The sequence below is a fragment of the Dactylosporangium sp. CA-139066 genome (genome assembly GCF_050936175.1).
Classification (GTDB): Bacteria; Actinomycetota; Actinomycetes; order Mycobacteriales; family Micromonosporaceae; genus Dactylosporangium.
Genome location: NZ_JBNJNH010000001.1, coordinates 2,117,850 through 2,141,068 on the forward strand (window position 1 = coordinate 2,117,850; position 23,219 = coordinate 2,141,068).

Annotated in this window: 14 protein-coding genes; 12 read left to right on the forward strand and 2 right to left on the reverse strand. The window is 71.2% G+C overall.

Annotation, left to right across the window (positions count from 1 at the left end; translation table 11 throughout):
- The first annotated feature begins 51 nt into the window (after window positions 1-51).
- From ACQEVU_RS09745 to ACQEVU_RS09765, 5 genes are all read left to right on the forward strand, one after another.
- A complete protein-coding gene (locus ACQEVU_RS09745; RefSeq protein WP_433322272.1) occupies window positions 52-975 on the forward strand; it encodes a hypothetical protein in 924 nt (307 codons plus the stop codon).
- Window positions 976-1,334: 359 nt separating this feature from the next.
- Window positions 1,335-2,369 carry a DUF4185 domain-containing protein gene (locus ACQEVU_RS09750; protein ID WP_433322273.1) on the forward strand — a complete coding sequence of 345 codons (1,035 nt, stop codon included), beginning with the start codon at window positions 1,335-1,337 and terminating at the stop codon, window positions 2,367-2,369.
- A 20-nt stretch (window positions 2,370-2,389) separates the two neighbouring features.
- Window positions 2,390-3,682 carry an ABC transporter substrate-binding protein gene (locus ACQEVU_RS09755; RefSeq protein ID WP_433322274.1) on the forward strand — a complete coding sequence of 431 codons (1,293 nt, stop codon included), beginning with the start codon at window positions 2,390-2,392 and terminating at the stop codon, window positions 3,680-3,682.
- A gap of 81 nt (window positions 3,683-3,763) precedes the next feature.
- Entirely contained in the window at window positions 3,764-4,714 is a 951-nt protein-coding gene (locus tag ACQEVU_RS09760; RefSeq protein ID WP_433334876.1) for a carbohydrate ABC transporter permease, read from the forward strand.
- Window positions 4,715-4,724: 10 nt separating this feature from the next.
- Window positions 4,725-5,546, forward strand: a complete 822-nt coding sequence (locus ACQEVU_RS09765) for a carbohydrate ABC transporter permease (RefSeq protein WP_433322275.1) — start codon at window positions 4,725-4,727, stop codon at window positions 5,544-5,546.
- A 1,534-nt stretch (window positions 5,547-7,080) separates the two neighbouring features.
- Here ACQEVU_RS09765 and ACQEVU_RS09770 read toward each other — a convergent pair.
- Both ACQEVU_RS09770 and ACQEVU_RS09775 read right to left on the reverse strand, forming a co-directional pair.
- Window positions 7,081-8,634, reverse strand: a complete 1,554-nt coding sequence (locus ACQEVU_RS09770) for a DUF4185 domain-containing protein (protein WP_433322276.1) — start codon at window positions 8,632-8,634, stop codon at window positions 7,081-7,083.
- An 85-nt stretch (window positions 8,635-8,719) separates the two neighbouring features.
- The gene (locus tag ACQEVU_RS09775) at window positions 8,720-9,826 is read right to left on the reverse strand and encodes a glycoside hydrolase family 172 protein (protein ID WP_433322277.1); all 1,107 of its coding nucleotides are present in this window, start codon (window positions 9,824-9,826) and stop codon (window positions 8,720-8,722) included.
- 186 nt (window positions 9,827-10,012) lie between these two features.
- On the opposite strand from ACQEVU_RS09775, the gene ACQEVU_RS09780 reads away from it, so the two are divergent.
- The 7 genes from ACQEVU_RS09780 (at window position 10,013) to ACQEVU_RS09810 (ending at window position 23,189) form a co-directional block, all read left to right on the forward strand.
- Window positions 10,013-10,984 carry a LacI family DNA-binding transcriptional regulator gene (locus tag ACQEVU_RS09780; protein ID WP_433322278.1) on the forward strand — a complete coding sequence of 324 codons (972 nt, stop codon included), beginning with the start codon at window positions 10,013-10,015 and terminating at the stop codon, window positions 10,982-10,984.
- A 168-nt stretch (window positions 10,985-11,152) separates the two neighbouring features.
- Window positions 11,153-12,637, forward strand: a complete 1,485-nt coding sequence (locus ACQEVU_RS09785) for an FGGY-family carbohydrate kinase (RefSeq protein ID WP_433322279.1) — start codon at window positions 11,153-11,155, stop codon at window positions 12,635-12,637.
- Window positions 12,634-15,114 carry a GH116 family glycosyl-hydrolase gene (locus ACQEVU_RS09790; RefSeq protein WP_433322280.1) on the forward strand — a complete coding sequence of 827 codons (2,481 nt, stop codon included), beginning with the start codon at window positions 12,634-12,636 and terminating at the stop codon, window positions 15,112-15,114. Before ACQEVU_RS09785 ends, ACQEVU_RS09790 begins: the two co-directional genes overlap by 4 nt.
- A complete protein-coding gene (locus ACQEVU_RS09795; RefSeq protein WP_433322281.1) occupies window positions 15,111-16,751 on the forward strand; it encodes a fucose isomerase in 1,641 nt (546 codons plus the stop codon). Before ACQEVU_RS09790 ends, ACQEVU_RS09795 begins: the two co-directional genes overlap by 4 nt.
- Window positions 16,752-16,859: 108 nt before the next feature.
- A complete protein-coding gene (locus ACQEVU_RS09800) occupies window positions 16,860-17,516 on the forward strand; it encodes a hypothetical protein (RefSeq protein ID WP_433322282.1) in 657 nt (218 codons plus the stop codon).
- Window positions 17,513-18,199: a cobalt transporter gene (locus tag ACQEVU_RS09805; protein WP_433322283.1), complete on the forward strand. Its 687-nt coding sequence runs from the start codon at window positions 17,513-17,515 to the stop codon at window positions 18,197-18,199. Before ACQEVU_RS09800 ends, ACQEVU_RS09805 begins: the two co-directional genes overlap by 4 nt.
- 16 nt (window positions 18,200-18,215) lie before the next feature.
- Complete coding sequence (locus ACQEVU_RS09810) at window positions 18,216-23,189, forward strand: carbohydrate-binding protein (RefSeq protein WP_433322285.1); 4,974 nt, start codon at window positions 18,216-18,218, stop codon at window positions 23,187-23,189.
- Window positions 23,190-23,219 lie beyond the last annotated feature (30 nt).

The following is a 23,219-nucleotide window of genomic DNA, read 5'->3' on the forward strand; positions in this document are numbered from 1 at the left end:
TGCATGGCGTTGTCTTACGCCCGCTCACCATCCCGAGAGGAGTCGCCGGCCATGTCCGATCAACTCTGGGTGCGCCCCACGCCGGGCGACCCGCGCTGGGGTCACGCCGAGGGCCTGCAGATCGGCCTCGCGCCGCTGCCGGGCCCGCGCGGGCTCATCCGCATCTATGCGCCGTACCTGGGCCACCCGCACGGCCGGATGGTCAACTACGTGGCGGTCGAGCCGATCCCGGCGGGCTCGGCCCAGCGCGGGTTCTCGGAGCTCGAGCGCAGCGCCCTGGACGGCGAGCCGGGCAAGCGGATGTGGGCGGCGAACGATCCGGCGTCGGCCGCGACGGACGGCGTCGAGGGTGGCGCGGACGGTGCGCGCACGCTGACCGTCCACGTCATGTGCGAGCGCTTCGACAGCGGCGCCGAGGTGTACGTGCGCGCCCGCTTCGACGAGCGCCGCCCGCACGAGGTCGCCCTCGCCGCCTTCGCCGCGCCCGGATCCGTGCCGCTGTCCCGGGTCGTGCTCACCGCGACCATGGGCAACTGGGCCCGGCTGCGGCGCCTGCGGCTGCGCGACCGGACGGTGACCCCGGGCGAGCTGTGGCCCGGGCTGGAGGCCGGCCTCACCGGCGACGTCCGCTTCGGCGACGGGTTCGCCGCGCACGCCCGCTTCGGCCTGGCCGAGCTGAGCCGCGACGCGAACGGCGCCGCCGTCGTCACCGCCGAGCCCGACGAGCCGGACCCGGCCGCCGCCGAGTACGCGCCCGGCACCAACCGGCACTGGCACTACGAGGGCCGCCTGGCCGCGCAGGGCTGGCGCGTCGAGAACCCCGGACCCGGCCTCGAGGCGTGGGTCAACGGCCGGCACACGTACTGGGCCAGCGCCGCGCCCATCCCCGGCGGCGCCGCCTACGAGAACGTCGAGGTGGTCCGGCCGTTCGAGCAGGGCCAGGAGTCGGTCTTCACCGTCGAGCCACTCACCTGAGGCGCCGGGTAACCTGCGTGTAATCGATTTGCAATGTGAGCGCCGGTGATGTCCAGGACACCGACCGCCACCTGGGCTTTTGCCCATCGGGGCGGGGCCCGCGGGTCCCGCCCCGGGGCCCCAGGCCGAGGCGCCGACGAGTGACGTGCAATCGGTTTCACACCATGTTTGCCCAGCTCAGAGGCTTGAATTGGGGCGTAGATCCAAGGTCTTGACGAAACCGATTTCCTCGGGTTCACTGCTACCCAACCGAGTCCGACTTGGGGGCGGCGATGCGACCTCGTACCACCATCGCCACCTGGGCGTTCCTGACGGTCTCGGGCGTCCTGGCGGCAGGCTGCTCGAAGGGGAGTGGGCCGATGATCGCGAATGGTGACGAGCCGCTCGTGCTCGCCGGTGTGGCACAGGTGCGCCAGGTCGCACAGGTGACCGGGCCCGCCTCGCCGAACCGCACCGACCGGTTCGAGATCGCCGGCCAGGACCTGGGCTCGATGTTCGAGGCCGGCGGCAAGACGTGGCTGGTCTTCGGCGACACGTTCGGTCAGCGCGAGCCCGGCCTCACCGGCGGCGGCGGCACCCAGTGGCGGTCCAACACCCTGGCGTACACCACCGACGACAACCCCGCCGACGGCCTGCGGCTCGACGGTTACATCGTGGACGACATCGGCTGGGCGAAGGAGCTGATCGACTCCCGCAAGGTCGACGGCACCGAGATGACGACGATCCCGACGTACGGGTTCGAGGCCAACGGCGCCATGTACCTGGCGTACATGTCGGTGCGGCACTGGGGCGACCCCGGCGAGTGGGAGACCAACTACTCCGGGTTCGCCAAGTCCACCGACGGCGGGCAGACCTGGGCGAAGCTCGAGGCCCCGCGCTGGCCCGGCGACAGCCGCTTCATCCAGGTCAGCACGGCCAAGGTGGGCGATGACATCTACTTCTGGGGCGTCACACACGGGCGCTTCGGCCCGGTCTCGCTGATGAAGGTCCCCGAGCGCGACGTGGAGGACCAGCGGGCCTACCGGTACTTCGCGGGGACCGCCGCCGGCGGAGCGCCGCAGTGGAGCGCCGACCCCGCCGCCGCGCGGACCGTCGTCGACGACACGGCCGGCGAGCTCTCGGTGGTGTGGAGCCCGTACCTGTCGCGCTGGCTGATGACCTACACCCGCGGCGCCGACGAGAGCGCGGTGATCCGCGAAGGCGTCACACCGTGGGGCCCGTGGGGCGACCGCTTCACGCTCGTCTCCCAGGCGGACACGCCGGGCCTGTACGCGCCCTTCCTATCGCCCCGCGTGAGCGGCGACGGACGCACCGTCTACTTCGCGCTGTCGCTGTGGGGTCCCTACAACGTGTTCTGGTACCGAGCCGACCTGGTGCGATCCAATCGCAAATGAAGTTTGAGGAGGAGTGGCACGTGACCCGTTCAAAGATAGCGGCTTCGCTGACCGCCGTGGTGCTCGCCGCAGCCGCCCTCGCCGGCTGTGGCAGCGGCGGCGGGCAGAGCGCCGACGGCAAGACCGTGGTGACGTTCTGGCAGCAGAAGTTCGAGGACTACCAGCAGACGTGGTTCAAGAAGTACGTGGACCAGTTCAACGCCTCGCAGGACAAGGTCAAGGTCGACTACCAGGTCGTGCCGGCCGACACGTGGCAGCAGAAGCTCAAGGCCGCGCAGGCCGCGGGTAAGGCGCCCGACGTCGCCACGACCAGCTATGGCAACATCGCCGCCGGCGCCGCCCAGGGCCAGTTCGCCGAGCTCGACGGGCTGCTGCCGGCCGAGGCCTTCGCCGACGTCAAGGACAACGTCAAGAGCTTCGTGACCATCAACGGCAAGCACTACGCCTACCCGATGCTGGTCGAGCCCTCCACGGTGCTGTACTACCGCACCGACCTCGTGAAGGCGGCCGGCCTCGACCCGGCCAGCCCGCCCAAGACGTGGGCCGACCTCATCACCTGGGCCACCAAGCTCACCTCCGGCAACGTCAAGGGCATGACGATCGCCTCCACCGCGGCGGACCTCGCGTGGTCGAGCTGGGGGTTGCAGTACAACGCCTGCGGCTACCTGCCGATCACCGACGACTGGTCGAAGGGCCGCGCCACCGACGCCTGCTTCGCCAAGGTCGCCGAGTTCTACAAGTCGCTGTTCCAGGGCAACCTCATGCCGCGCCAGCCGAAGGTCGGCTACCCCGACGCGCTGCCGTACGGCCAGGGCGAGGTCGCGATGATGGCCAACGGCTCGTGGGCGGTCGGCCAGCTCAAGAACACCTACCCCGCCATGGTCGCCAAGACCGCCGTGGCGCCGTTCCCGTCCGTCGACGGCGACCCGAGCAAGCCCACCGCGACGCTGGGCGGCTGGACGCTGACCGTCGACGGCAAGACGAAGAACAAGCAGCAGGCGGCCGAGTTCATCAAGTACCTCCTCGCCGGCGACCCGGCCATCATGGCGGACTTCTTCAAGACGAGCGGCTTCTCGAAGTACACCGTGCGGACCTCGGTCGACACCGCGCTGGCCGGCACGCCCGAGGCGACCGCCGACCCGTTCATGAAGGTCATCTCCGACCAGATCGTCGCGCACGGCAAGCAGGAGCCGGCGTACCCGTTCGACATCGCCCTGGCCTTCGGCACCGCCGTCGAGTCGGCGATGAAGAACACCGCCGACGTGCCCAAGGCGATGAAGACCGAGCTCAAGGGCACCGCCCCCAAGAGCTGACGAGCATCGGTTCCGGCGTCCCGGGAGCGCGCGCGGCGCTCCCGGGCGCCCCTATTCCAAGGGGGTCGACGCGTGTCGACTATGAGCCCGGCGAGCATCGCGCAGGCGGCGCCCGCCCCCGATGTGCCGGCCGGGAAGACCAGGCGGCGGCGGGGGCGCGGCCGGGACGGCGTCACCGCCTACCTGATGATCGCGCCGATGGTGATCCTGCTCGGCATCTTCGTGGTGTGGCCGCTGTTCTACTCGTTCTACCTGAGCACCTTCAAAATCAGCTTCTACCAGCCGTCGCAGTTCGTCGGCCTCGACTTCTACAAGTACGTGCTCACCAGCGCGGGCTTCTACAAGGCGCTCGGCGTCGGGCTGTACTACACCGTGCTGACGGTCCCCGCCGAGCTGATCCTGTCGCTGCTGCTGGCGTCGTTCATCAAGTCGCTCAGCGGCAAGGTGGCCGCGTTCATGAAGACCACCGTGTACCTCCCGGCGGTCGTGTCCACCGTCATCGCCGCCGTCATCTTCGTGTTCATGTACCAGGACCAGGGCGTCACGAACTGGCTCGTCGGCTTCCTGAGCATCGGGCCGGTCGACTGGCTCAACGACCCCGACACGGCGCTGCCGTCGATCGCGGTCGCCGGCATCTGGCTGCGCTTCGGCCTCACCACGCTCATCATGCTCGCCGGCCTGCTGGACATCCCGCAGGCGTACTACGAGGCGGCCGAGCTCGACGGCGCCGGCTACCTGCGCCGCACGTTCTCCATCACCATCCCGCTGCTGCGCAACGTGGTGCTGTACCTGCTGGTGACCGAGTGCACGCTGGCGATCCAGATGTTCGACCTGCCGCTGGTGATGACCAACGGCGGCCCCGTCGACTCGACGGTCACGCCGAACCTGTACATCTTCAACCGGTTCCGCGACTTCACCCCCTACGCGACGAGCTTCTCGCTGGCGGCCTCGCTGCTGCTGTTCGTCGTCCTCGGGCTGATCTCGCTGGTCATCTTCCGGCTGGTCAACTCCGAGAAGTCCGTCGACGGCTGAGGGACGTGCGATGAAGAAGACCCCGCTGCAGCGCACCGCCTCCGCGGTCCTGGTCGCGCTCATCAGCCTCAGCGTGCTGTTTCCGCTGGCGTGGATGGCGATGGCCGGCTTCAAGGGCAAGACCGAGGTGCTGCGCTCGCCGTTCCAGTTCTTCCCCGACATGTGGAAGTTCGACAACTACGTCGCCATCGCCAAGGACCCGCAGTTCTCCAGATCCATGGCGGTCACGTTCATCGGCGCGCTCATCTTCACCGCCCTGAGCCTCGCGGTGAACTCGATGGCCGCCTACGCCTTCGCCCGCCTGGACTTCCCCGGCAAGCGATTCTGGTGGCTGTACTGCATCCTGCCCATGTTCATCCCGGTGATGGCGATCCTGCTGACGTCGTTCATGGTGGTCAGCAAGCTCGGGATGCTCAACACGATGGCGGTGCTCATCATCCCCGGCGTCGCCTCGGCCGCCCAGATGTTCTTCCTGCGCCAGTTCTACCTCGGCGTGCCGATCGCGATCGAGGAGGCCGCCCGCATCGACGGCGCCACCAGCTGGCAGATCTTCGTGCGCATCTTCCTGCCACAGTCGGGCGCACCGTTCGCCGTCATGGGCATCACCGCGTACCTTGCGTACTGGAACGCCTACGTCTGGCCGATCCTCACCATCACCGACCCCAACCTCATGCAGATCATGCAGTTCCTGGGCTCGTTCCGCTCCGAACGCGGCAACGACTGGGGCCTGCTCATGGCCGGCTCCGCGCTCGCGTCGCTGCCGACGATCCTGCTGCTACTGTTCTTCCAGCGCTTCATCGTCAACGGCGTGCGCATCTCGGGCATCAAATAGCTCCGGGCTACCGCGACGTCCGCCGTGGCCGCGGCCCGTGACTCCCGGGCCACGCCAGGTCCGCGCCCAGTCCCGGTCGCGCACCGCGGCTCCGGCCGCCTGACCCCGCTGATGGCGATGGCGCAGGGCCGGTGCGCCGTGCTCGCGTGCGTGCCGTGCCCGCGCGCGTGTCGTGCTCGGGTGCGTGTCGTGCTCGGGTGCGTGTCGTGCGTCCGTGCGTGCCGTGACCGTGTCCGTGGCGGGCCGTCGTGGCAAGAGCGCAGATTTACTTGGACGGGGGGGCTGACAAACGACGCTCGGCCGATGGTGGCGGGCGCTGGCGCGCCCGCTGCAACGCATTAGCGTGGTCCGGGTCCGTCGTTGCTCACCGGACATTCCTCCAGGCCGTCTGCCGCCGGCGGGCTCGTGCGGGTCATCAGTCGGTGGTCCGGGCCGTTGAGGGTTTGCGTCATCTGAATTTTGGATGGTGCTCGGGGCGGTTTTTTTGGGCGGGTGCTGGGATAATTCTTGTATGGGGCAGCTGCAGTTGTTTACCAGGCAGGAAATGGCTGCCATGCGTGATCGGAGCAGGGCGCGAAGTTATTCTCCTGTGAATGAGCAGTTTCGGCGGGAACATCAACGGCACCGGGATTGGGGGCTTGTCAGGCGGCACGCCGAGCGGCTGCGTCGGGCTCGCGAGAAGGCCGCAGCGGTGGCCGCGGGCGCTGACCATCGGACCGAACCGGCGCCGCCTCCGGCCCCAGCTTCCGCCCCAGCTCCGCCGCCGACGCCTGCCTCGGCTCCCGCCCCTGATCCAGCGCTGGCACCATCGCCGGCTGCGACTTCCGACCCCGCCGGACCGGCCGCAGGCGACAGCAGCCAGAACGATCGCGCAACCGAGACGCCGCCGCGCAAGGCCGCACCCAAATGCGACCCGGCATCCCCGACGCCATTGTTGTCGGCCCGATCAGGCTCCGAGAATACGCAGCCCGTGACGCAAATCCGCCGTCTTCAAAAATTGAGGCACGCGCACTCGGAAAACCAATATCCCAACGCCCCACCACATTTCAACCTGGACCACCGAATGATGACCCGCGCGAGCCCGCCGGCGGCAGACGGCCCGGAGGAATGTCCGGTGGGCAACGACGAACCCGGACCACGCTAATGCGTTGCAGCGGGCGCGCCAGCGCCCGCCACCATCGGCCGAGCGTCGTTTGTCAGCCCCCCGTCCAAGTAAATCTGCGGACTTGCCACCACGGCCTGGAGCGTGGACTTGTCGCCACGGCCTGGAGCGTGGACTTGTCGCCACGGCCTGGAGCGTGGGCTTGCCGTCGCGGCCTGGAGCGTGGGCTTGTCGCCGCGGCCTGGAGCGTGGGCTTGTCGCCGCGGCCTGGAGTGTGGGCTTGTCGCCGCGGCCTGGAGTGTGGGCTTGTCGCCGCGGCCTGGAGTGTGGGCTTGCCCCCACGGCCCCGAGCGCGGACTTGCCACCACGGCCCGGAGCAAGGCAGGGGCTGAGAGGTGGCCACGTCCACAGTGGACGTGGCCACCGCCGTGCTCAGGCCTTGACGACCGAGAAGTCGTCGAGCTGGATCCAGATGTCGCCGTGGTCGGTCCACACGCCGCCGTAGACGGCGACGGCCGTGCGGTTGCCGCTGTTGAAGTTCACCACGAACCTTGTCCACGGTCCGACCGAGGCGAAGTGTGCCTCGGAGATGACGACGCCGTTGGTGTCGCGGGCGCCGAAGAAGCCGTTGTCGCTGTTCGGTGACGTGCGCAGCCAGCCGGTCAGCTGGTAGTTGGTGTTGGCGGCCACCGGCACCGTCTGGTGCACGTCCTGCCAGCCCTGATTGTACCGCGCGAAGGCGTTGCGGTCGCCCGAGTAGCCCCAGTGTGCGTTGTCGATGCCGCAGTTGCCGGTGCAGGCCCAGAATCCGCCGGTGCCCGTGCCGTTGAGGGCGCCCCGCTCGAGGCTCGGGTCACCCATGAGGTTCGGGTTGACGATCTGCCCGGCCGTGTTGATCTGCACCTTCATCAGGTACACGTTGTACGGGTCCCACTGTGACATCGTGAAGTAGATTGTGCCGCCGGCGCTCCACGGGTGCATGAAACCGCCGTACAGGCCGGGGTAGTCCGCCGAGCTGACGACCACCTGTGTGCCGCTCCACGGGCCCTGCGGGCTGGTCGCCGTGCGCAGGATGATGTCCTCGCCCTGCAGGTACATCATGAGCCACTTGCCGCTCCAGCTGTCGTAGCGTACCGACAGCTCCGACACCGGGGCGCCGACGACCGCGACCGCGGCCGCCTCGTTGTTCGTGACCCAGGTGCTGCCGTTCCAGTACTGGTACGCGCTCTGGGTCAGCATCTGCGCCTCCGGGACGCGGGCCACGTAGGCGCTGCCGTTGCGGCCGCTGGGCGTGCCGTAGACGTACACGTAGCCGCCGTTGCGGGCGAACGCCTGCATCTGGAAGTGGTCGTTGAACCCGGGGTTGTTCCACGTCGGCGTGCCGCCGGTGGACCACGTGACGCCGTTGTCGTCGGAGTACGCGATCCGGGCGTAGTTGGTGTCCCACTGCCCGGGCGCGCCCCAGTGGCGCACCGACATGAACGACAGGTACTGCCGCGTGCCGACCGCGATGCCCGCGGTCGGGATCTTCGTCACCTCGCCGGTGCCGTCCGCCTGGTGCAGCCCCGGCACGATCTCCCGGGCCCGGCCGTCGGATCCGGTGACGGCGCTGTCGAAGTGCATGCCGTCGGCCAGGTTGGTGTCGCCCGAGCGGAGCAGGACGTTGCTGCGCCAGTACGCGTCGCCGGGCCCGAGGGCACCGCCGCCCGGGCCGACCCAGGCGTCGCCGAACGTGTCGCCGAACGCGGCCAGGGTCTGCCCGGCGCCGTTGTCCCACAGGATGCCGAGGTCGGTGGCCTTCACGTCCCACCGGCCCCAGGTGTTGTTCGGGCCGTCCGGCCCCGTGAGCTTCTCGACGAGGCTCGCCGGCGTGTGCGCCGACGTGGCCAGGGCCGGCGCCGCGGCGAGCGCGACGAGCCCGGTGGTGGTGAGGGCGAGAACCGCGGTGGCGGCGGCGGTCCTTCCCAGGGTGCTTCGAAGGGGCACTGCTGGCTCCTTACCTCGGGACCCGCCGCGCCGCCCGGTGCGGCGCGGTGGGCCGGGTCCCGCAGACGTGGGGCCGCGGCCGGGTTCAGTCCGGGTGCCTCGGGGGTTGTGCGCCGAGGTCGGGTACCGGCGCGGCGCCTAAGTGGATCTCCAGGTCGTCGGCGCTCGGCGTCGGCGGCCGGTTGGTGACCGGCCGGTCGAGGTAGAACACCGACGTGGACGCGATGTCGTCGCGCAGCGGCAGGTAGCGCCAGCCGGACCGCCAGCCGAGGGCCTGGACTTCGACGCGCAGCCGGCTCGCGAAGTGGATCGGGTCGGGGACGTGCCAGCGGTACAGCCCGAAGCGCTGCTGGCTGACGTAGAGCCCGTCGGGCCGGATGACCTGCGGCATGCCCAGGTACGGGGTGGAGAACGCGGTGTACCCCTGCCCGGGGACGTCGAAGTTCCACGCGCCGCCGAAGTAGTCCTCGGTGCCGGTGCCGCAGATGGTCGGGTACTCGTCGTCGTCATCGAGGTAGAACTTCATCTCGCCCTCGCCCCACCAGCCGTTGCTGTTGACGCCCCAGGCCAGATACGTGCCGACGTAGTGCCCCGCGCCGACGACGTCGTCGAGCAGGACGTGGGTCTTGAGGTACTCCAGCGGGTTGCTGCGCCGCCATTGGGCGTGGAAGTAGCCCTCGTCGCTGTAGTCGCCGCCGATCTCGTAGGTGATCTGGTAGTACACCCGGACCGGCACGACGGACGTGTTCTCGATCGTGAGGCGCGCGCCGTCCTGGAACGGCATCGGCCAGTAGGAGTTGAACCCGCCGTGCGGGTTGGACGCCACCATCTGGGAGTTGACCTGGGCGAACTCGCCCCAGCCGTTGCAGAAGAAGTCGCCGTAGGGCACCTCGACGGCGGGCTCGTCCCGCCCGTCCCAGTAGGCGCGCAGCATGAGCGTGCGCCAGTTGTCCTTGTGGGTGGTGATCCAGAAGTGCGTAATGCGCCCGGCGCCCTCGATGCGGCCCAGCGTGAACGTGTCGCCCGGCTCGATGTCGACGCTCGGCGAGATCTTCCACCCCGGCCCGAGGTCGCGGGCGCACGACGCCCCGGTGCCTTCGGTGGCGCGGCCCCCGCCGCCCGCCGACCCGTCGAAGTTCTCCGGACTGATGGACCGCGTCTGTACGGCCCGCAGCCGCGAAATCGGGTTCATAGCTTGTCTGGGCTCCCTTGCCGTGTACGGCCGTCTCGTCGCCGTGGGCGTATGGGTGATCACAATTGCGTGCAATCGATTTCACCGGACTGTAGGCTGCGCCGGGACAGCGTGTCAATCATCGCGCCACGTGCCGGATAAACTCGCAGGTACGGTGGGATCCGGCCCGGGGACGACAGGGGAGTCATGTCGACGATTTACGAGGTTGCCCGTCTGGCCGGCGTCTCCCCGGCGACCGTGTCGCGCGTCATGAACGGGATGAACGTCAGCCCCGAGCGCTCCAAACGCGTGCGCGAGGCCGCGGAGGCCCTGTCGTTCCGCCCGAGCCGCACGGCCCGCACGTTGCGCCGCCAGAACTCCGAAGTCATAGCGCTGGTCATCCCGGACATCGAAAACCCGTTCTTCACCTCCCTGGCCCGCGGCGTCGAGGACGTGGCCCAGGCCGCCGGCTACTCGGTCGTCCTGTGCAACACCGACGAAGATCATGATAAAGAGGCCCGCTACCTGGACATCGCCATCGGCGCGAACATGGCCGGGGTGATCCTGGCCGCCGCCGGCGACCACAGCGACGTCAGCGAGCTCATCGAGCGCGGCCGCCCGGTCGTCGCGGTCGACCGCGGCCCGCACGGCTTCGACATCGACGCGGTGACGGTCGACAACCGCGCGGGAGGCCGCTCGGCCACGAAGGCCCTCCTGGAGGCCGGCCACCGCCGGATCGCGTGCATCACGGGCCCGAGGGACGTGGAGACGGCCACCGGCCGCGCGGACGGCTGGGCGGACGCGTTGACCGCCGCGGGCGTGAAGCCGGACCCGGACCTGCTGCGCTACGCGAACTTCCGCGTCGACGGCGGCGAGCAGGCGATGGCAGAGCTGCTGGAGCTGCCGAAGCCCCCCGACGCCGTCTTTGTCGCCAACAACCTGATGAGCGTCGGCGCCCTGCAGGTGCTGGCGGAGCGCGGCATCCTGCCGCCGACCACGGGCCTGGCCATCTTCGGCGACCTGCCGTTCGTCCCGCTGGTCCCGCTGCCCATCACGGTCGTCCACCTCCCGGCGCGGCTGATCGGCACCACGGCGGCCAACCTGCTGCTGGAGCGGATCAACGGCGACAACCAGCCGGCCCGCACGATCGTCCTGCGCAACCGGGTAGCGCCGCACTAGCCGCATCCCCGGCTCACCACGCCCGCGCCGAGACTTCCCCGGCAGCGGCGAACACTGTTGGTTTGCAAGGGATTCAGGGGGAGCGTGCGGGAACGCGTGCGTTCCTGGGGGAGTTCCCGGCCGCGCGCGGCATTGACGGTGAAATCGATTTCTGCCATCTTGGCTACCATGACGAACAGCGCCGCGGTCGTCGGCATCGACGTCGGGACCTCGAGCACCAAAGGCGTGCTCGTCTCGTTGCAGGGGGCGATCCTCGCCAGCGCCACGCGGCAGCACGACGTGCGCCGGCCGCGAGCCGGGCACGTGGAGATGGACGCCGAGGTCTGGTGGGAGGAAGCCGTCTCCATCGTCCGGGAGCTGCTGGACGCGGCGCCGGGCGACCGTGACGTCAAGGCCGTGGGCGTCAGTGGCATGGGGCCGTGCGTGGTCATCGCCGACGAAGGCGGCCGGCCGCTGCGGGCCGGCATCCTCTACGGGGTCGACACGCGCGCCACCCGGCAGATCGCCCGGCTCACCGACGAGCTCGGGGGAGCCGACGCCATCCGCGAGCGCAGCGGGTCGGCGCTGTCGACGCAGAGCGTCGGGCCCAAGCTCGCCTGGCTGGCCGAGCACGAGCCCGGCCACTGGGCCGGGGCGCGGCGGCTGTTCATGCCGTCCAACTGGCTCGGGTGGCGGCTCACCGGACGCTACTACCTCGACCAGCACTCGGCGAGCCAGTGCACGCCGATGTACGACGCGGACGGCATGGACTGGTACGGGCCCTGGGCCGAGCGGCTCCGCGGCGGGATCGAGCTGCCGCCGCTCGTGTGGCCGGGGGACGTCGTCGGGGGCGTGACCGCCGGGGCCGCCGAGCAGACGGGCCTCGCCGCCGGGACGCCCGTCATCGCGGGGACCATCGACGCCTGGTCGGAGGCGGTCAGCGTGGGGGCGCACCGGCTCGGGGACCTCATGCTCATGTACGGCACGACGATGTTCCTCGTCCACACCACCGCCGTGCGCAACGGCTCCGGCGTGCTGTGGGGAACGACCGGGGCGTTCCCCGGCACGCGCAACCTCGCGGCCGGCATGGCCACCTCCGGCGCCATCACCTCGTGGCTGCACGACCTCGTCGGCGGGCCGGGGTACCCGCGGCTGCTGGAGGAGGCGCGCGAGTCGGGCATCGGGGCGCGGGGGCTGCTCATGCTGCCGTACTTCGCGGGGGAGCGCACGCCGATCGCCGACCCCGACGCGCGCGGGGTCATCGCGGGGCTCACCGTGGAACACAACCGCGGGGACCTGTACCGGGCGGCGCTCGAGGCGACCGCGTTCGGGGTGCAGCACAACATCGAGGCGATCGAGGCGGCCGGCGGGCGGATCGAGCGGATCGTCGCCGTCGGCGGCGGGACGCAGGGCGGGCTCTGGGCGCGGATCGTCTCCGACGTCACCGGGCGGGACCAGGTCGTCGCGGAGAAGACGATCGGCGCGAGCTACGGCGCCGCCTTCCTGGCCGCCCGCGCCGGGCACCCCGTCAGCATCGAGGACTGGAACCCGGTCGTCGAAACCGTGCGGCCGGACCCACCGGCGACCGCGCGGTACGAGGAGCTCTACCAGTTGTACCTCGAGCTGTACCCGGCCACCGAGCGCATCGCGCACGCCCTGGCGGCGCGGGCATGAGCCGGGTCCTGGACGGCGCCGACGCCGTGGCGGCGTTCCCGCTCGGCGGCATCGGCACCGGCAACGTGTCGATCGGGGCGCGCGGGGAGCTGCGCGACTGGGAGCTCGCCAACGCGCCCGGCAAGGGGGCGAGCCTGCCGTTCACGTTCTTCGCGGTCCGGGTCGCCCGCGACGGGCACGAGCCGGTCACCCGCGTGCTGGAGGGGCGCCTGCGGCCGCCGCACGAAGGGGACCAGGGCTACGACGCCGGGCGGCTGGCCGGGCTGCCGCGACTGCAGAGCAGCCGGATGCGCGGCGAGTACCCGCTGCTGCAGGTCGAGCTGGCCGACCCCGGGCTGGGGCTCGAGGTCACGCTGACCGCGTTCACGCCGCTGGTGCCGCTCGACGTGGATGACTCCGGGATTCCGGGGGCCGTGCTGCGGTACACCGTGAAGAACACCGGCGCCGAACCAGCCGACGTCACCGTGGCCGGGTCGATGGCCAACCCCGTCGGGATCGTGGGGCGCAACGTGTTCCACTTCCCGGAGTTCGCGGGGCATCCGCGCAACGAGTGGCGCGACGAGGACGGCATCCGGGGCATCCGGTTCGGCACCGACCTCGGCGAGCGCGACCTGCGCTTCGGCAGCGCGGCGCTCACCACCACCGACCGGGACGTGACCGCGAAACCCCAGTGGCTCAGCGGGTTCTGGCAGGACGGCGTCCAGGTGTTCTGGGACGACCTGCGCCAGGACGGGCGGCTCGAGCCGGAGACCGTCGAGAGCCTCGACCCGCCGCCGCACCCCGACTGGTTCACGCGGCTGCGCGTCGGCTCGCTCGGCATCGTCAAAACCCTTGCGCCACAGGAAGAACGGGACTTCGAGTTCCTGCTCGCGTGGCACTTCCCGAACCGGGCCCGCGCCTGGCAGGGCAACATCGGGCTCGACAACGCCGGGGCGGGCGACGTCGTGCGCAACCACTATGCCACCCGGTTCGCCGACGCGTGGGGCGTGGCCGCGCACCTCGCGGCGCGGCTGCCCGGGCTCGAGGCGCAGACGCGCCGGTTCCACCAGGCGCTGCACGGCGGGACGCTGCCGGCCGCGGTGGTCGACGCGGCCGCCGCCAACCTCGCGGTGCTGCGCAGCACGACGTGCTTCGTGCTGGAGAACCGGGTGTTCGCCGCGTGGGAGGGCAGCTTCGAGCACGCCGGCAGCTGCGAGGGCACCTGCACGCACGTGTGGAACTACGCGCAGTCGGCCGCGTTCCTCTTCCCGGAGCTCGAGCGCAGCGCCCGGGAGACCGAGTTCCGGCACGAGACCCGCGCGGACGGGCGGATGAACTTCCGCGCCAACAGCGTCTTCGGCAACGCGCCGTGGGAGTTTCATCCGGCCGTCGACGGGCAGCTCGGCGCGATCGTGCGGCTGTACCGCGAGTGGCGCTTCGCCGGCGACGACGCGTGGCTGGCCGGGCTGTACCCGGGCGCCCGGCGGGCCCTGGACTTCGCGTTCCGGGAGTGGGACGCCGACGGCGACGGGGTGCTCGACAGCAAGCAGCACAACACGTACGACATCGAGTTCTTCGGGCCCAACTCGCTGGCCAACTCGATGTTCGTGGCCGCGCTGCACGCCGGCGCCCGGATGGCTGAGCGGCTCGGCGAGGACGCCGACGCCGCGCGCTACCGGGAGGCCGCCGGGCGCTGCGCCGAGCGGATGGACGCCCTGCTCTACAACGGCGAGTACTACGAGCAGCGCCTCGACGACGTCGACGAGCACCGCTACCAGTACGGCACCGGCTGCCTCAGCGACCAGCTCCTCGGCCAGCAGCTCGCCCATGTCGCCGGGCTCGGGCACGTGCTGCCCGCCGGCCATGTGCGCTCGGCGATCGGCGCCGTGTGGAGGTACAACTTCCGGGAAACGCTCGCGGAGCACCACAGCGTGCAGCGCACCTATGCCCTCGGCGACGAGGCCGGGCTGGTGCTGTGCTCGTGGCCGCGGGGCGGGCGGCCCCGGATCCCGTTCGTGTACTGCGACGAGGTGTGGACCGGCATCGAGTACCAGGTCGCCACCCACCTCATCTACGAGGGCCTCGTCGAGGAGGGCCTGCGCATCGTCCGCGCCGTGCGGGACCGGCACGACGGGCGGCGCCGCAGCCCGTGGAACGAGGCCGAGTGCGGCAACCACTACGCCCGGTCGCTGGCCAGCTGGGGGCCCCTGCTCGCGCTCAGCGGCGTCGACTACGACGCGCCCGCGGCCACCCTGACCATCCGCCCCCGCCTCGACGCGCCCGTCGTCCGCTCCGTCTTCACCACCGGCGGCGGCTGGGGCGAGGCCGAGGTCGGCCCGGACGGCGCCGCGCTGGTGCTGCACGGCGGATCCCTCGACCTGGTCCGGCTCACCGTCGAGCACCCGTCGCTCGGCCGGCTCGAGGCCACCGGCGTCGCCCTTCGCGCGGGCGACACCGTTTCGCTCACTGCCCCCACGACTCCACCGGAGGAGAAATGACGATTTCGTACCCGCTGCCGGTACCGCTGCGGCGGCCGGCCGCCGAGCCGACCACCGCCTACCTGGTGGCCAGCGGCGACCTCCGGCCGAGCGCCAACATCCGCTGCTGGCCCACCCAGGAGAAGCTCGAGTCCGACGTCACCGCGGCGCTGGGCCGGCTGGGCTGGCAGGCGCACCGCACCCACGCGTTCGACGCGGCCAAGGGCCACGGCTTCATCGACAGCCAGCGCATGGGCATCGAGGTGTTCAAGACGATCCCGCGCGACGCGCCGCTGATCGTCGTGGAGGCGGTGTGGCAGTACAGCCACCACGTCCTCGCCGGCCTGCGCACGCACGAGGGCCCGATCCTCATCGTCGCGAACTGGTCCGGCGGCTTCCCCGGCCTCGTCGGGCTGCTGAACCTCACCGCCAGCCTCACCAAGGCCGGCGTGCACCACTCGGCGCTGTGGAGCGAGGACTTCACCGACCCGTGGGCGGTCGACGGGCTGCGGCAGTGGCTGGAGACGGGGGAGGTGGTGCACGACCTGTCCCACGTGCGGGACCTGCCGCCGCTGGACGAGGGCTCGCCCGAAGTCGTCCTCGGCACCGCGCTGGCCCGTCAGCTGCGCGACGAGAAGGCCGTCATCGGGGTGTTCGACGAGGGCTGCATGGGGATGTACAACGCCATCTTCGACGACGAACTGCTCAACCCGCTCGGCATCTACAAGGAACGGCTGTCGCAGAGCGCGCTCGTCGCGGAGATGAACCGGGTCGGCGACGCCGAGGCCGCCGCGGTGCGGGCCTGGCTCGACGAGCGCGGCTTCACGTTCCACTTCGGCACCGACGAGGCCAGCGAGCTCACCGAGGCGCAGGTGACGAGCCAGTTCAAGATGTACATCGCGGCGCTTCGCATCAGCGACGACTTCGGCCTCGACGCGGTGGGCATCCAGTACCAGCAGGGCCTGAAGGACACGGTGCCGGCCAGCGACCTCGCCGAGGGGCTGCTCAACAACGTGGAGCGCCCGCCGGTGCGCAGCCGGGACGGGAGCCGGGAGCTCTACGCCGGCGTACCGCTGCCGCACTTCAACGAGGTCGACGAGGGCGTGGCCGTCGACGCGCTGGTGACCAACCGGCTGTGGACGGCGATGGGCTTCGACCCGGCCACGACGCTGCACGACATCCGGTGGGGCCAGGAGTACGAGGGCGAGTTCGTCTGGGTCTTCGAGATCTCCGGCTCGGTGCCGGCGTCGCACAACGGCGGCTACGACAAGAGCTACAGCATGCGCCAGCCGCCGATGTTCTTCCCCCTCGGCGGCGGCACCCTCAGCGGCGTCTCCAAGCCGGGCGACATCGTCTGGTCGCGGGTGTTCATCATGGACGGTGTGCTGCACGTCGACCTGGGCCGCGCGCACGTGCGCAGCCTGCCGCCGCAGGAGACCCAGCGCCGCCTCGACGCCACCGACCGGCAGTGGCCCATCATGCACGCCGTGCTGCACGGCGTCGGCCGCGACCAGCTGATGGCGCGGCACAAGGCCAACCACGTCCAGGTCGCCTACTGCCCCGACGCCGACGCGGCCGACCGGGCGCTGCTGGCCAAGGCCGCGCTGTTCCAGGAGCTCGGCCTGGTCGTCCACCTGTGCGGCGACGTCAAGATCTGATGTTCACGTCGGCGTTGCCTGTTGCTGGCTGAGAGAAGCCTGTGAGTTTCGGTTGCGCCGGGCAGACTGGCCCGGCGCAACCGATGTCGCACTCACGGAGCGTTCTCCTTGGCACAACTCGGACGCCTCCTCGCGGGTGCCCTGACGCTGGCGGCCGTGCTCGCCGCGCCCGCGCCCGCCGCGGCGCACCCGTTCGGTGACCCGCAGACGGTCACCGTCGCCGCCGACGGCGCACGGCCCGAGGTCGTCCGGGTCCGCTGGAAGGTCGGCGGCCTCGACGACCTGACCCTGCTCGGCGTCTCCCTCGGCCTGCTGCCGCCGGACCGCGTCATGCTCGACGGCGCCGTGTTCTACCGCGACGCCGACGCGGCCGCGATCGGCCCGTCGCCGGCGTTCTCCGCCTACCTGCTGCGCCAGATCACCGTCGCCAGCGCCGGCCGGGCCTGCGCCGGCACGGTCGAGCCGCCCGCCGACCTCGCGAAGGCCGGCGTGACCGTCGACTACGCCTGCCCCGGCCCGGTCGGCACCGCCTCCGTGGTCGTGCGGATGCTGACGGACCTCAACCCGGCGTACCAGACCCTGGCCACCGGCCCGGGCGGTGAGCGCGCCGTGTACCGGCAGGGCGCGGACTCCCACGACTGGGCGATCGGCGCCCCCGGCTCGGATCTCGGTCGCAGCGCGGCCTGGCAGATCTCCGCCGTCGTCGGCGGGGTGCTGCTCGTCGCAGTCGCGGTGTTCCTGCTGACGAGGCGGCTGCGCCGATGAGCGACCGCCTCCAGGACATCCTGCACTCGCCGGGCGTGCCCGCCATCGCGTTCGTGCTCGCCTTCGCCGCCGGCGCCGGTCACGCGGTCATGCCCGGGCACGGCAAGAGCCTCGCCGCCGCGTACCTCGCCGGCTCCCGCGGCCGCGTGCGCGACGCCGCCTGGCTCGGCGGCTCGGTCGCCGTCATGCACACGCTGTCGGTCCTCGTCATCGGTCTGCTGTGGACGTTCCTGACGCTGTCCGACGTGATCCGCATGGAACGGCTGACCACCTGGCTCCAGCTGGCCGCGGGCCTGCTCGTCCTGTTCACCGGGCTTTGGCTCATCCGCCGAAATGCGAGAAGACACCACCACCACCACGAGCACAAACGCCCCGGGTTGATCCTGCTCGGCGTCTCCGGCGGCCTCACGCCCTCGCCCGCCGCCTTCCTGGTCCTGGCCACCGGGCTGTTCATCGGCCGGGCCGGGTTCGCGCTGCTGCTCGTGCTGACGTTCGGCATCGGCATGGCCGTCGTGCTGTTCGGCGTCGGCGTCCTCGCCGTCGCCGGCAGTTCCCTGATCGAGCGCGCGGCGCGGACCCGCTCGCTGCTGCACCGCGCCACCCACGTGGCCCCGATCCTCGCCGCCGCCGGCATCACCCTCGCCGGCGTCGGCCTCGTCGCGGTTTCCGTTTACCACCTCTGAAGGAGATAGCAGCGCCATGAGGCATCGAATGCGGCGGGCGATAGCCTCCGCGCTCGCCGTCGTGCTGGTCGGCGGGACCAGCGCCGCCGTCGGCCCGGACCACGCCGGCGCCGAGGACGCGCCGCCCGGCGCCGCCGGCGCGCCGGTCATCAACCTCGCCGACGGGCAGACCATCGAGGGCACCGCCCGCGTCGAGGCCGAGCCGACGATCGAGAACGACTCCGTCGTCGCCCTGAGCGTCGACGGCGCCGCGGTGGCCGCGAAGCCGACCGCCGGCACCGCGCACTTCGGCTTCGACATGGGCGGCAACGGTACCGAGGCCCGCTACCACAACTACATCACCGTGAACGACCACACCGCCGAGGCCGACCGGGTCTACTTCCCGGACATCCCCGGCGGCCGCGCGGGCGCCCTCGACTTCCCCGGCGCCTGGCTGCACCCCGGCGTCAACACGGTCACCGTGCACGCCGGCTGGAACTGGGTCGACACCACGAACACCGCCGCCGCCGGCGTGAACACGCTGCCGTTCGGCGAGGGCCTGCGCTGCCCCAACTACGACGACTTCCCGCTGAGCAGCATCAGCCTCAGCCTCATCGGCGTCGTCGCCGACGGCGAGCAGAACTCCTTCAGCTACAGCTTCGGCGACGGCACCTGCGGCAGCTCGCCGCACCTGCTGACCGAGGACCTGACGTTCGTCGTCTCCGGCACCCCCGGCGGCACCGCCGGCCTCGGCGCCGACCTCGACACGACCGGGCTCGCCAACGGCGCGCACACGGTCGCGGCGACCACGAAGTCCGGCGCCACCACCCGCGTCGCCGTCTCGGTCAACAACGCCCCGGCCGGCGCGCCGAAGGTGACCCCGGCCGACGGCGCGCTCGTGCGCGGCACGCGCCCGGTCATCGCCGCCCTCGCCGGGGGCACCGGGACCGGCGAAGGCATTGCGTCGCTCGCCATCGACGACCGGCCGGCCGAGAACGCCGAGACGCTCGCCGCCGGCACCGCCACCCTCGGGTTCACGGTCGAGGCCGGCAACTCCCTGGAGGCGAAGTACCACAACTACCTGCTCGTCAACGGCAACCGCGTCGACCTCGGCGGCGACTACGGCGTCGCCGGCCAGGAGAGCGCGGCCGTCACGTTCCCGAACCGGTTCCTGCACAACGGCGACAACGTCATCCAGGTCAAGACCGGCGACTACAACGGCACGTCGGGCGGCGTCACCTGCGCCAACCACGACGACTTCAAGCTGACCCGGGCCGCGACGCAGCTCGCGATCGGCACGGCCGGCACCGTGACGCCCGGCACCACCTACCTGACGACCACCAGCGGCGCCACGGTCACGCGCACGCCCACCACCGACGCCTCCCTGGCCCTCGGCGACGGCACGTGCGGACCCAACAAGGAGGCCGAGTTCCATTTCGACGTCGCGGGCGCCCCGACCACCCGCACGCTCGACACGCTCGCCGCGGCCGGCGACGCCCACCTGCGGGTCTTCGTCGGCGGCAACGGCGCCGACAGCGGCTTCGACAACAAGGTGCTCATCAACGGCATCCCGCTCGACCTCGGCATCTGGGAGAAGGAGGTCGCCGACCTCGCCTTTCCGAACGAGTGGCTCGTCCCCGGCGTCAACACCGTCGAGTTCGTCGCCGGCAGCGACCACGGGGAGGCGTTGCCCGGCGGCTGCGACAACTATGACGACTTCACCCTCCGCGACTTCCAGCTCGCCCCGGCCGGCGCGACCGCGACCCAGCTGACCAGGGAGATCGCCGAGAACACCGTCACCATCGGCTCGGCCAGCTACCCGGCCGGCCAGCCGGTGACCGTCTACATCGGAGACGGCACCTGCGGCAGCAGCTTCAACGCGGTGCTGGACAAGACGATCACGTTCGACATCGCCGGCGCCCCCGCGCTCGGCCGCCGCGCCGACGTCGACACCACCACGCTCGCCGACGGCGCCCACACCATCCAGGCTCGGGTGGGAGATCGGTCGTCGACCCGGACGTTCAAGGTGGACAACACCGCGCCCGAGGTCGACAGCAGCGTCCCGGCCGAGGGGCAGAACCTCACCTCGACCGTCGCGCTCATGGTGAAGATCCGGGACGCGTCGGGCATCGCCGGCCAGCCGGTCATCACCCTCGACGGCAAGGCGGTCGGCCAGGGCGACCAGATCGGCCGCGGCCTGCCCGCCGGCGCGCACACGCTCGCGGTCACCGCGACCGACACGCTCGGCAACGCCGCCACCCGGCAGATCCACTTCACCAGCGCCAACATCCCCGACGTCCCGACCGACCTCGCCGCGACCGTGAGCGACCCGAACGTTCCCACGGCGAACCTCTCCGCGAAGGTGCCGGGGGCGGCGGGCGTGGCGCTCACGGCCACGTTCACCAAGGCCGACGTGGTCCTGCCGGCCGCCGGGTACCAGGGCACGGCGAGCGCGGTGCCGACCACGCTCGACGTCGCCCACGACGGCACCGTCAAGCTGGAGTCGCTGCGGCCGCTGGACTCCCAGAGCGTCGACACGGCGTCCGGACGGGACGTGGTCTTCCAGCGGTACGACCTGAGCCTGGGCGCCGCCGCCGGCCCGACGCTGCGCTGGGAGGGCACCATCGACCCCGAGCGGGTCGTGGCGCTTCGGGTGTGGGACCCGGCCGCGAAGCGGTGGGTCGTGCTGACCAGCTCCCGCGGCCAGGCCCAGCACAGCACCGTGCTCGCCGCCGCGCTGCCCGACGCCTACCGCGACGGCGGCACCGTGCACGTCCTCGTCACCGGCGAGGACCCGTTCGCCGACGACCTGTCGCCGCGCGACGCCACCGCGCAGCAGGACAAGGACCACTTCGAGGACCCGGGGACGTACGACTTCGCCCTGGCCCACTTCACCGACACGCAGTACCTCACCGAGGGCGCGGCCGGCGGCACCTACGACAACTGGAACGGCAAGCAGGAGGCCGCCGACGTCGAGACGGCCGAGGAGCAGGCGATCTGGGCGGCGGCGTACAAGGACACCACCCAGTGGATCGCCGACAACTCGGCGAGCCGGAAGATCGCCTACACCGCGCACACCGGCGACATCATCGAGAACGACTACTACGACCCGCTCGCCAGGAACCCGGACGGCTCGCTGCAGCGGCCGGGCCTCAACGAGGAGGTCGACAAGGAGCTCGCGCTCGCCTCGGGCTACCAGAAGACGCTCGACGACCACGGCGTGGTCAACCAGGTCATCGCCGGCAACCACGACGACCAGCTCGGCGCGGAGACCGGCCCGGACTCGCGGTTCTCCAAGACGTTCAGCGCGCAGCGCTACTACCAGGTCGCCAAGGGCTGGCCGGCCGGCGCGGAGTACCACGCCTGGGACGAGCAGTTCAACGCCGACGGCACGGTCAAGCCCGGCCGGGACAACCAGACCGGCCAGGACAACCAAAACAACTACGTGCTGTTCTCCGCCGGCGGGCTCGACTTCGTCGCGGTCGGGCTCTCCTACGGCGTCACGCCGCAGGAGGCCAGGTGGGCCGACTCCATCTTCAAGCGGTACAAGGACCGCAACGGCATCCTGCTGTCCCACGACTACCTGAAGCCCTCGACGAACCCCGACGGGCGCGGCGCGGACTTCTCGGCGCCGGACGGCTCCCCGCTGTACAAGCAGGTGGTGGAGGCCAACCCGAACGTCTTCCTCGTCCTCGCCGGCCACGAGCACGGCGTCGGTACCAACCTGAAGACCAACGTCGGCGTCACCGTGGCCCACGACGTCGTCGAGCTGCTGGCGGACTACCAGTTCTACACGGTGCCGGCCGGCGAGCTGTGGCCGTCCCTTGTGGACTCGGCCGGCAACATCGACGTCAACGGCGACGGCACGCCCGACCACAAGGCGACCGACCGGCTGCAGTTCGGCGCGAGCTTCCTGCGGCTGCTGCAGTTCGACGTCAAGCGCGCCGAGATGCACATCGACACGTACTCCCCGTTCCTCAACAACTACGGCGCGACGGAGTACGACATCCGCCAGGACGGCAGCCAGACGAAGCCCCGCTACAACGGGGCCGAGGACAACCTGACCCTGCCGGTCGACCTCACCACCCGCCGCACCTCGTTCAGCACCGACTCGCTCGCCGCGTACGTGCCGGCCGGGACCATCGGCACCGACGAGCTCAAGGCGAACGAGACGGCGACGGTGAGCTGGACCGGGCTGTCGCCGGCCACGTCGTACGCCTGGATCGTCACGGCGAGGAGCGCCGACGGCGGCGTGGCGGCGGCCCAGCCCGCGGTGTTCCGCACCGGCAAGGGCCAGCCGCGGCTCACCGCGACGACCGCGCCCGTCGAGTGGGGCACGGCGGCGACGGTCACCGTGAAGGTCGACGCCGACGGGGCGCCGGTCACCGGCACCGTCGAGCTGCGCGAGGGCGGCCAGGTGCGCGGGTCGGTGGCGCCGGCCGGCGACACGGCGACCTTCAAGCTGCCGCCGGGGCTGGCCGCCGGCGACCACGCGCTGACGGCGGCGTACACCGGCAGCGACGCCTTCAACCCGGCCCAGGCAGCGGTCACCCTGACAATCACCGTGCCGCCGGTGTGGGGCGCCAGCAAGGCGTACGACGGCAACGCGAAGGTCAGCTACGAGGGCAGGGTGTACGTCGCGGCCTGGCGGAGCCAGAACCAGAAGCCCGGCGACCCGACCGGCCCCTGGCAGGAGCAGGCGATGTCCGAGGACGGCGCGGCCCTGTGGACCGCATCGCGCATCTTCAACTCGGGCGAGGTCGCGCTGTACAAGGACAAGCGGTTCCGGGTCCGCTGGTGGACCCGCAACCAGGCCCCCGGCGACCCGAACGGGCCGTGGGAGGAGATCGCCCCGCCGTCCCCGGGCGGCGGACCGGCGGCCTGGACGCCCACGACCGTCTACAACACCGGGGATCGGGTGTCGTACGGCGGCCACGTGTACGAGGCGAAGTGGTACACCCGCAACCAGGCCCCCGGCGAGCCGAACGGGCCCTGGAGGCTGATCAAGTAGTGCGGTAGCCTGTCGCGCTTGCGCCGGTCG

What these genes read in the sequence shown, in the direction of transcription:
- ACQEVU_RS09785 (WP_433322279.1), top strand. Translation starts at nt 11,153, where the DNA reads ATGACGAACAGCGCCGCGGTCGTCGGCATCGACGTCGGGACCTCGAGC.
- ACQEVU_RS09775 (WP_433322277.1), bottom strand. Translation starts at nt 9,826, where the DNA reads ATGAACCCGATTTCGCGGCTGCGGGCCGTACAGACGCGGTCCATCAGT.
- ACQEVU_RS09745 (WP_433322272.1), top strand. Translation starts at nt 52, where the DNA reads ATGTCCGATCAACTCTGGGTGCGCCCCACGCCGGGCGACCCGCGCTGG.
- ACQEVU_RS09790 (WP_433322280.1), top strand. Translation starts at nt 12,634, where the DNA reads ATGAGCCGGGTCCTGGACGGCGCCGACGCCGTGGCGGCGTTCCCGCTC.
- ACQEVU_RS09780 (WP_433322278.1), top strand. Translation starts at nt 10,013, where the DNA reads ATGTCGACGATTTACGAGGTTGCCCGTCTGGCCGGCGTCTCCCCGGCG.
- ACQEVU_RS09795 (WP_433322281.1), top strand. Translation starts at nt 15,111, where the DNA reads ATGACGATTTCGTACCCGCTGCCGGTACCGCTGCGGCGGCCGGCCGCC.
- ACQEVU_RS09750 (WP_433322273.1), top strand. Translation starts at nt 1,335, where the DNA reads ATGATCGCGAATGGTGACGAGCCGCTCGTGCTCGCCGGTGTGGCACAG.
- ACQEVU_RS09760 (WP_433334876.1), top strand. Translation starts at nt 3,764, where the DNA reads ATGAGCCCGGCGAGCATCGCGCAGGCGGCGCCCGCCCCCGATGTGCCG.
- ACQEVU_RS09805 (WP_433322283.1), top strand. Translation starts at nt 17,513, where the DNA reads ATGAGCGACCGCCTCCAGGACATCCTGCACTCGCCGGGCGTGCCCGCC.
- ACQEVU_RS09765 (WP_433322275.1), top strand. Translation starts at nt 4,725, where the DNA reads ATGAAGAAGACCCCGCTGCAGCGCACCGCCTCCGCGGTCCTGGTCGCG.
- ACQEVU_RS09810 (WP_433322285.1), top strand. Translation starts at nt 18,216, where the DNA reads ATGAGGCATCGAATGCGGCGGGCGATAGCCTCCGCGCTCGCCGTCGTG.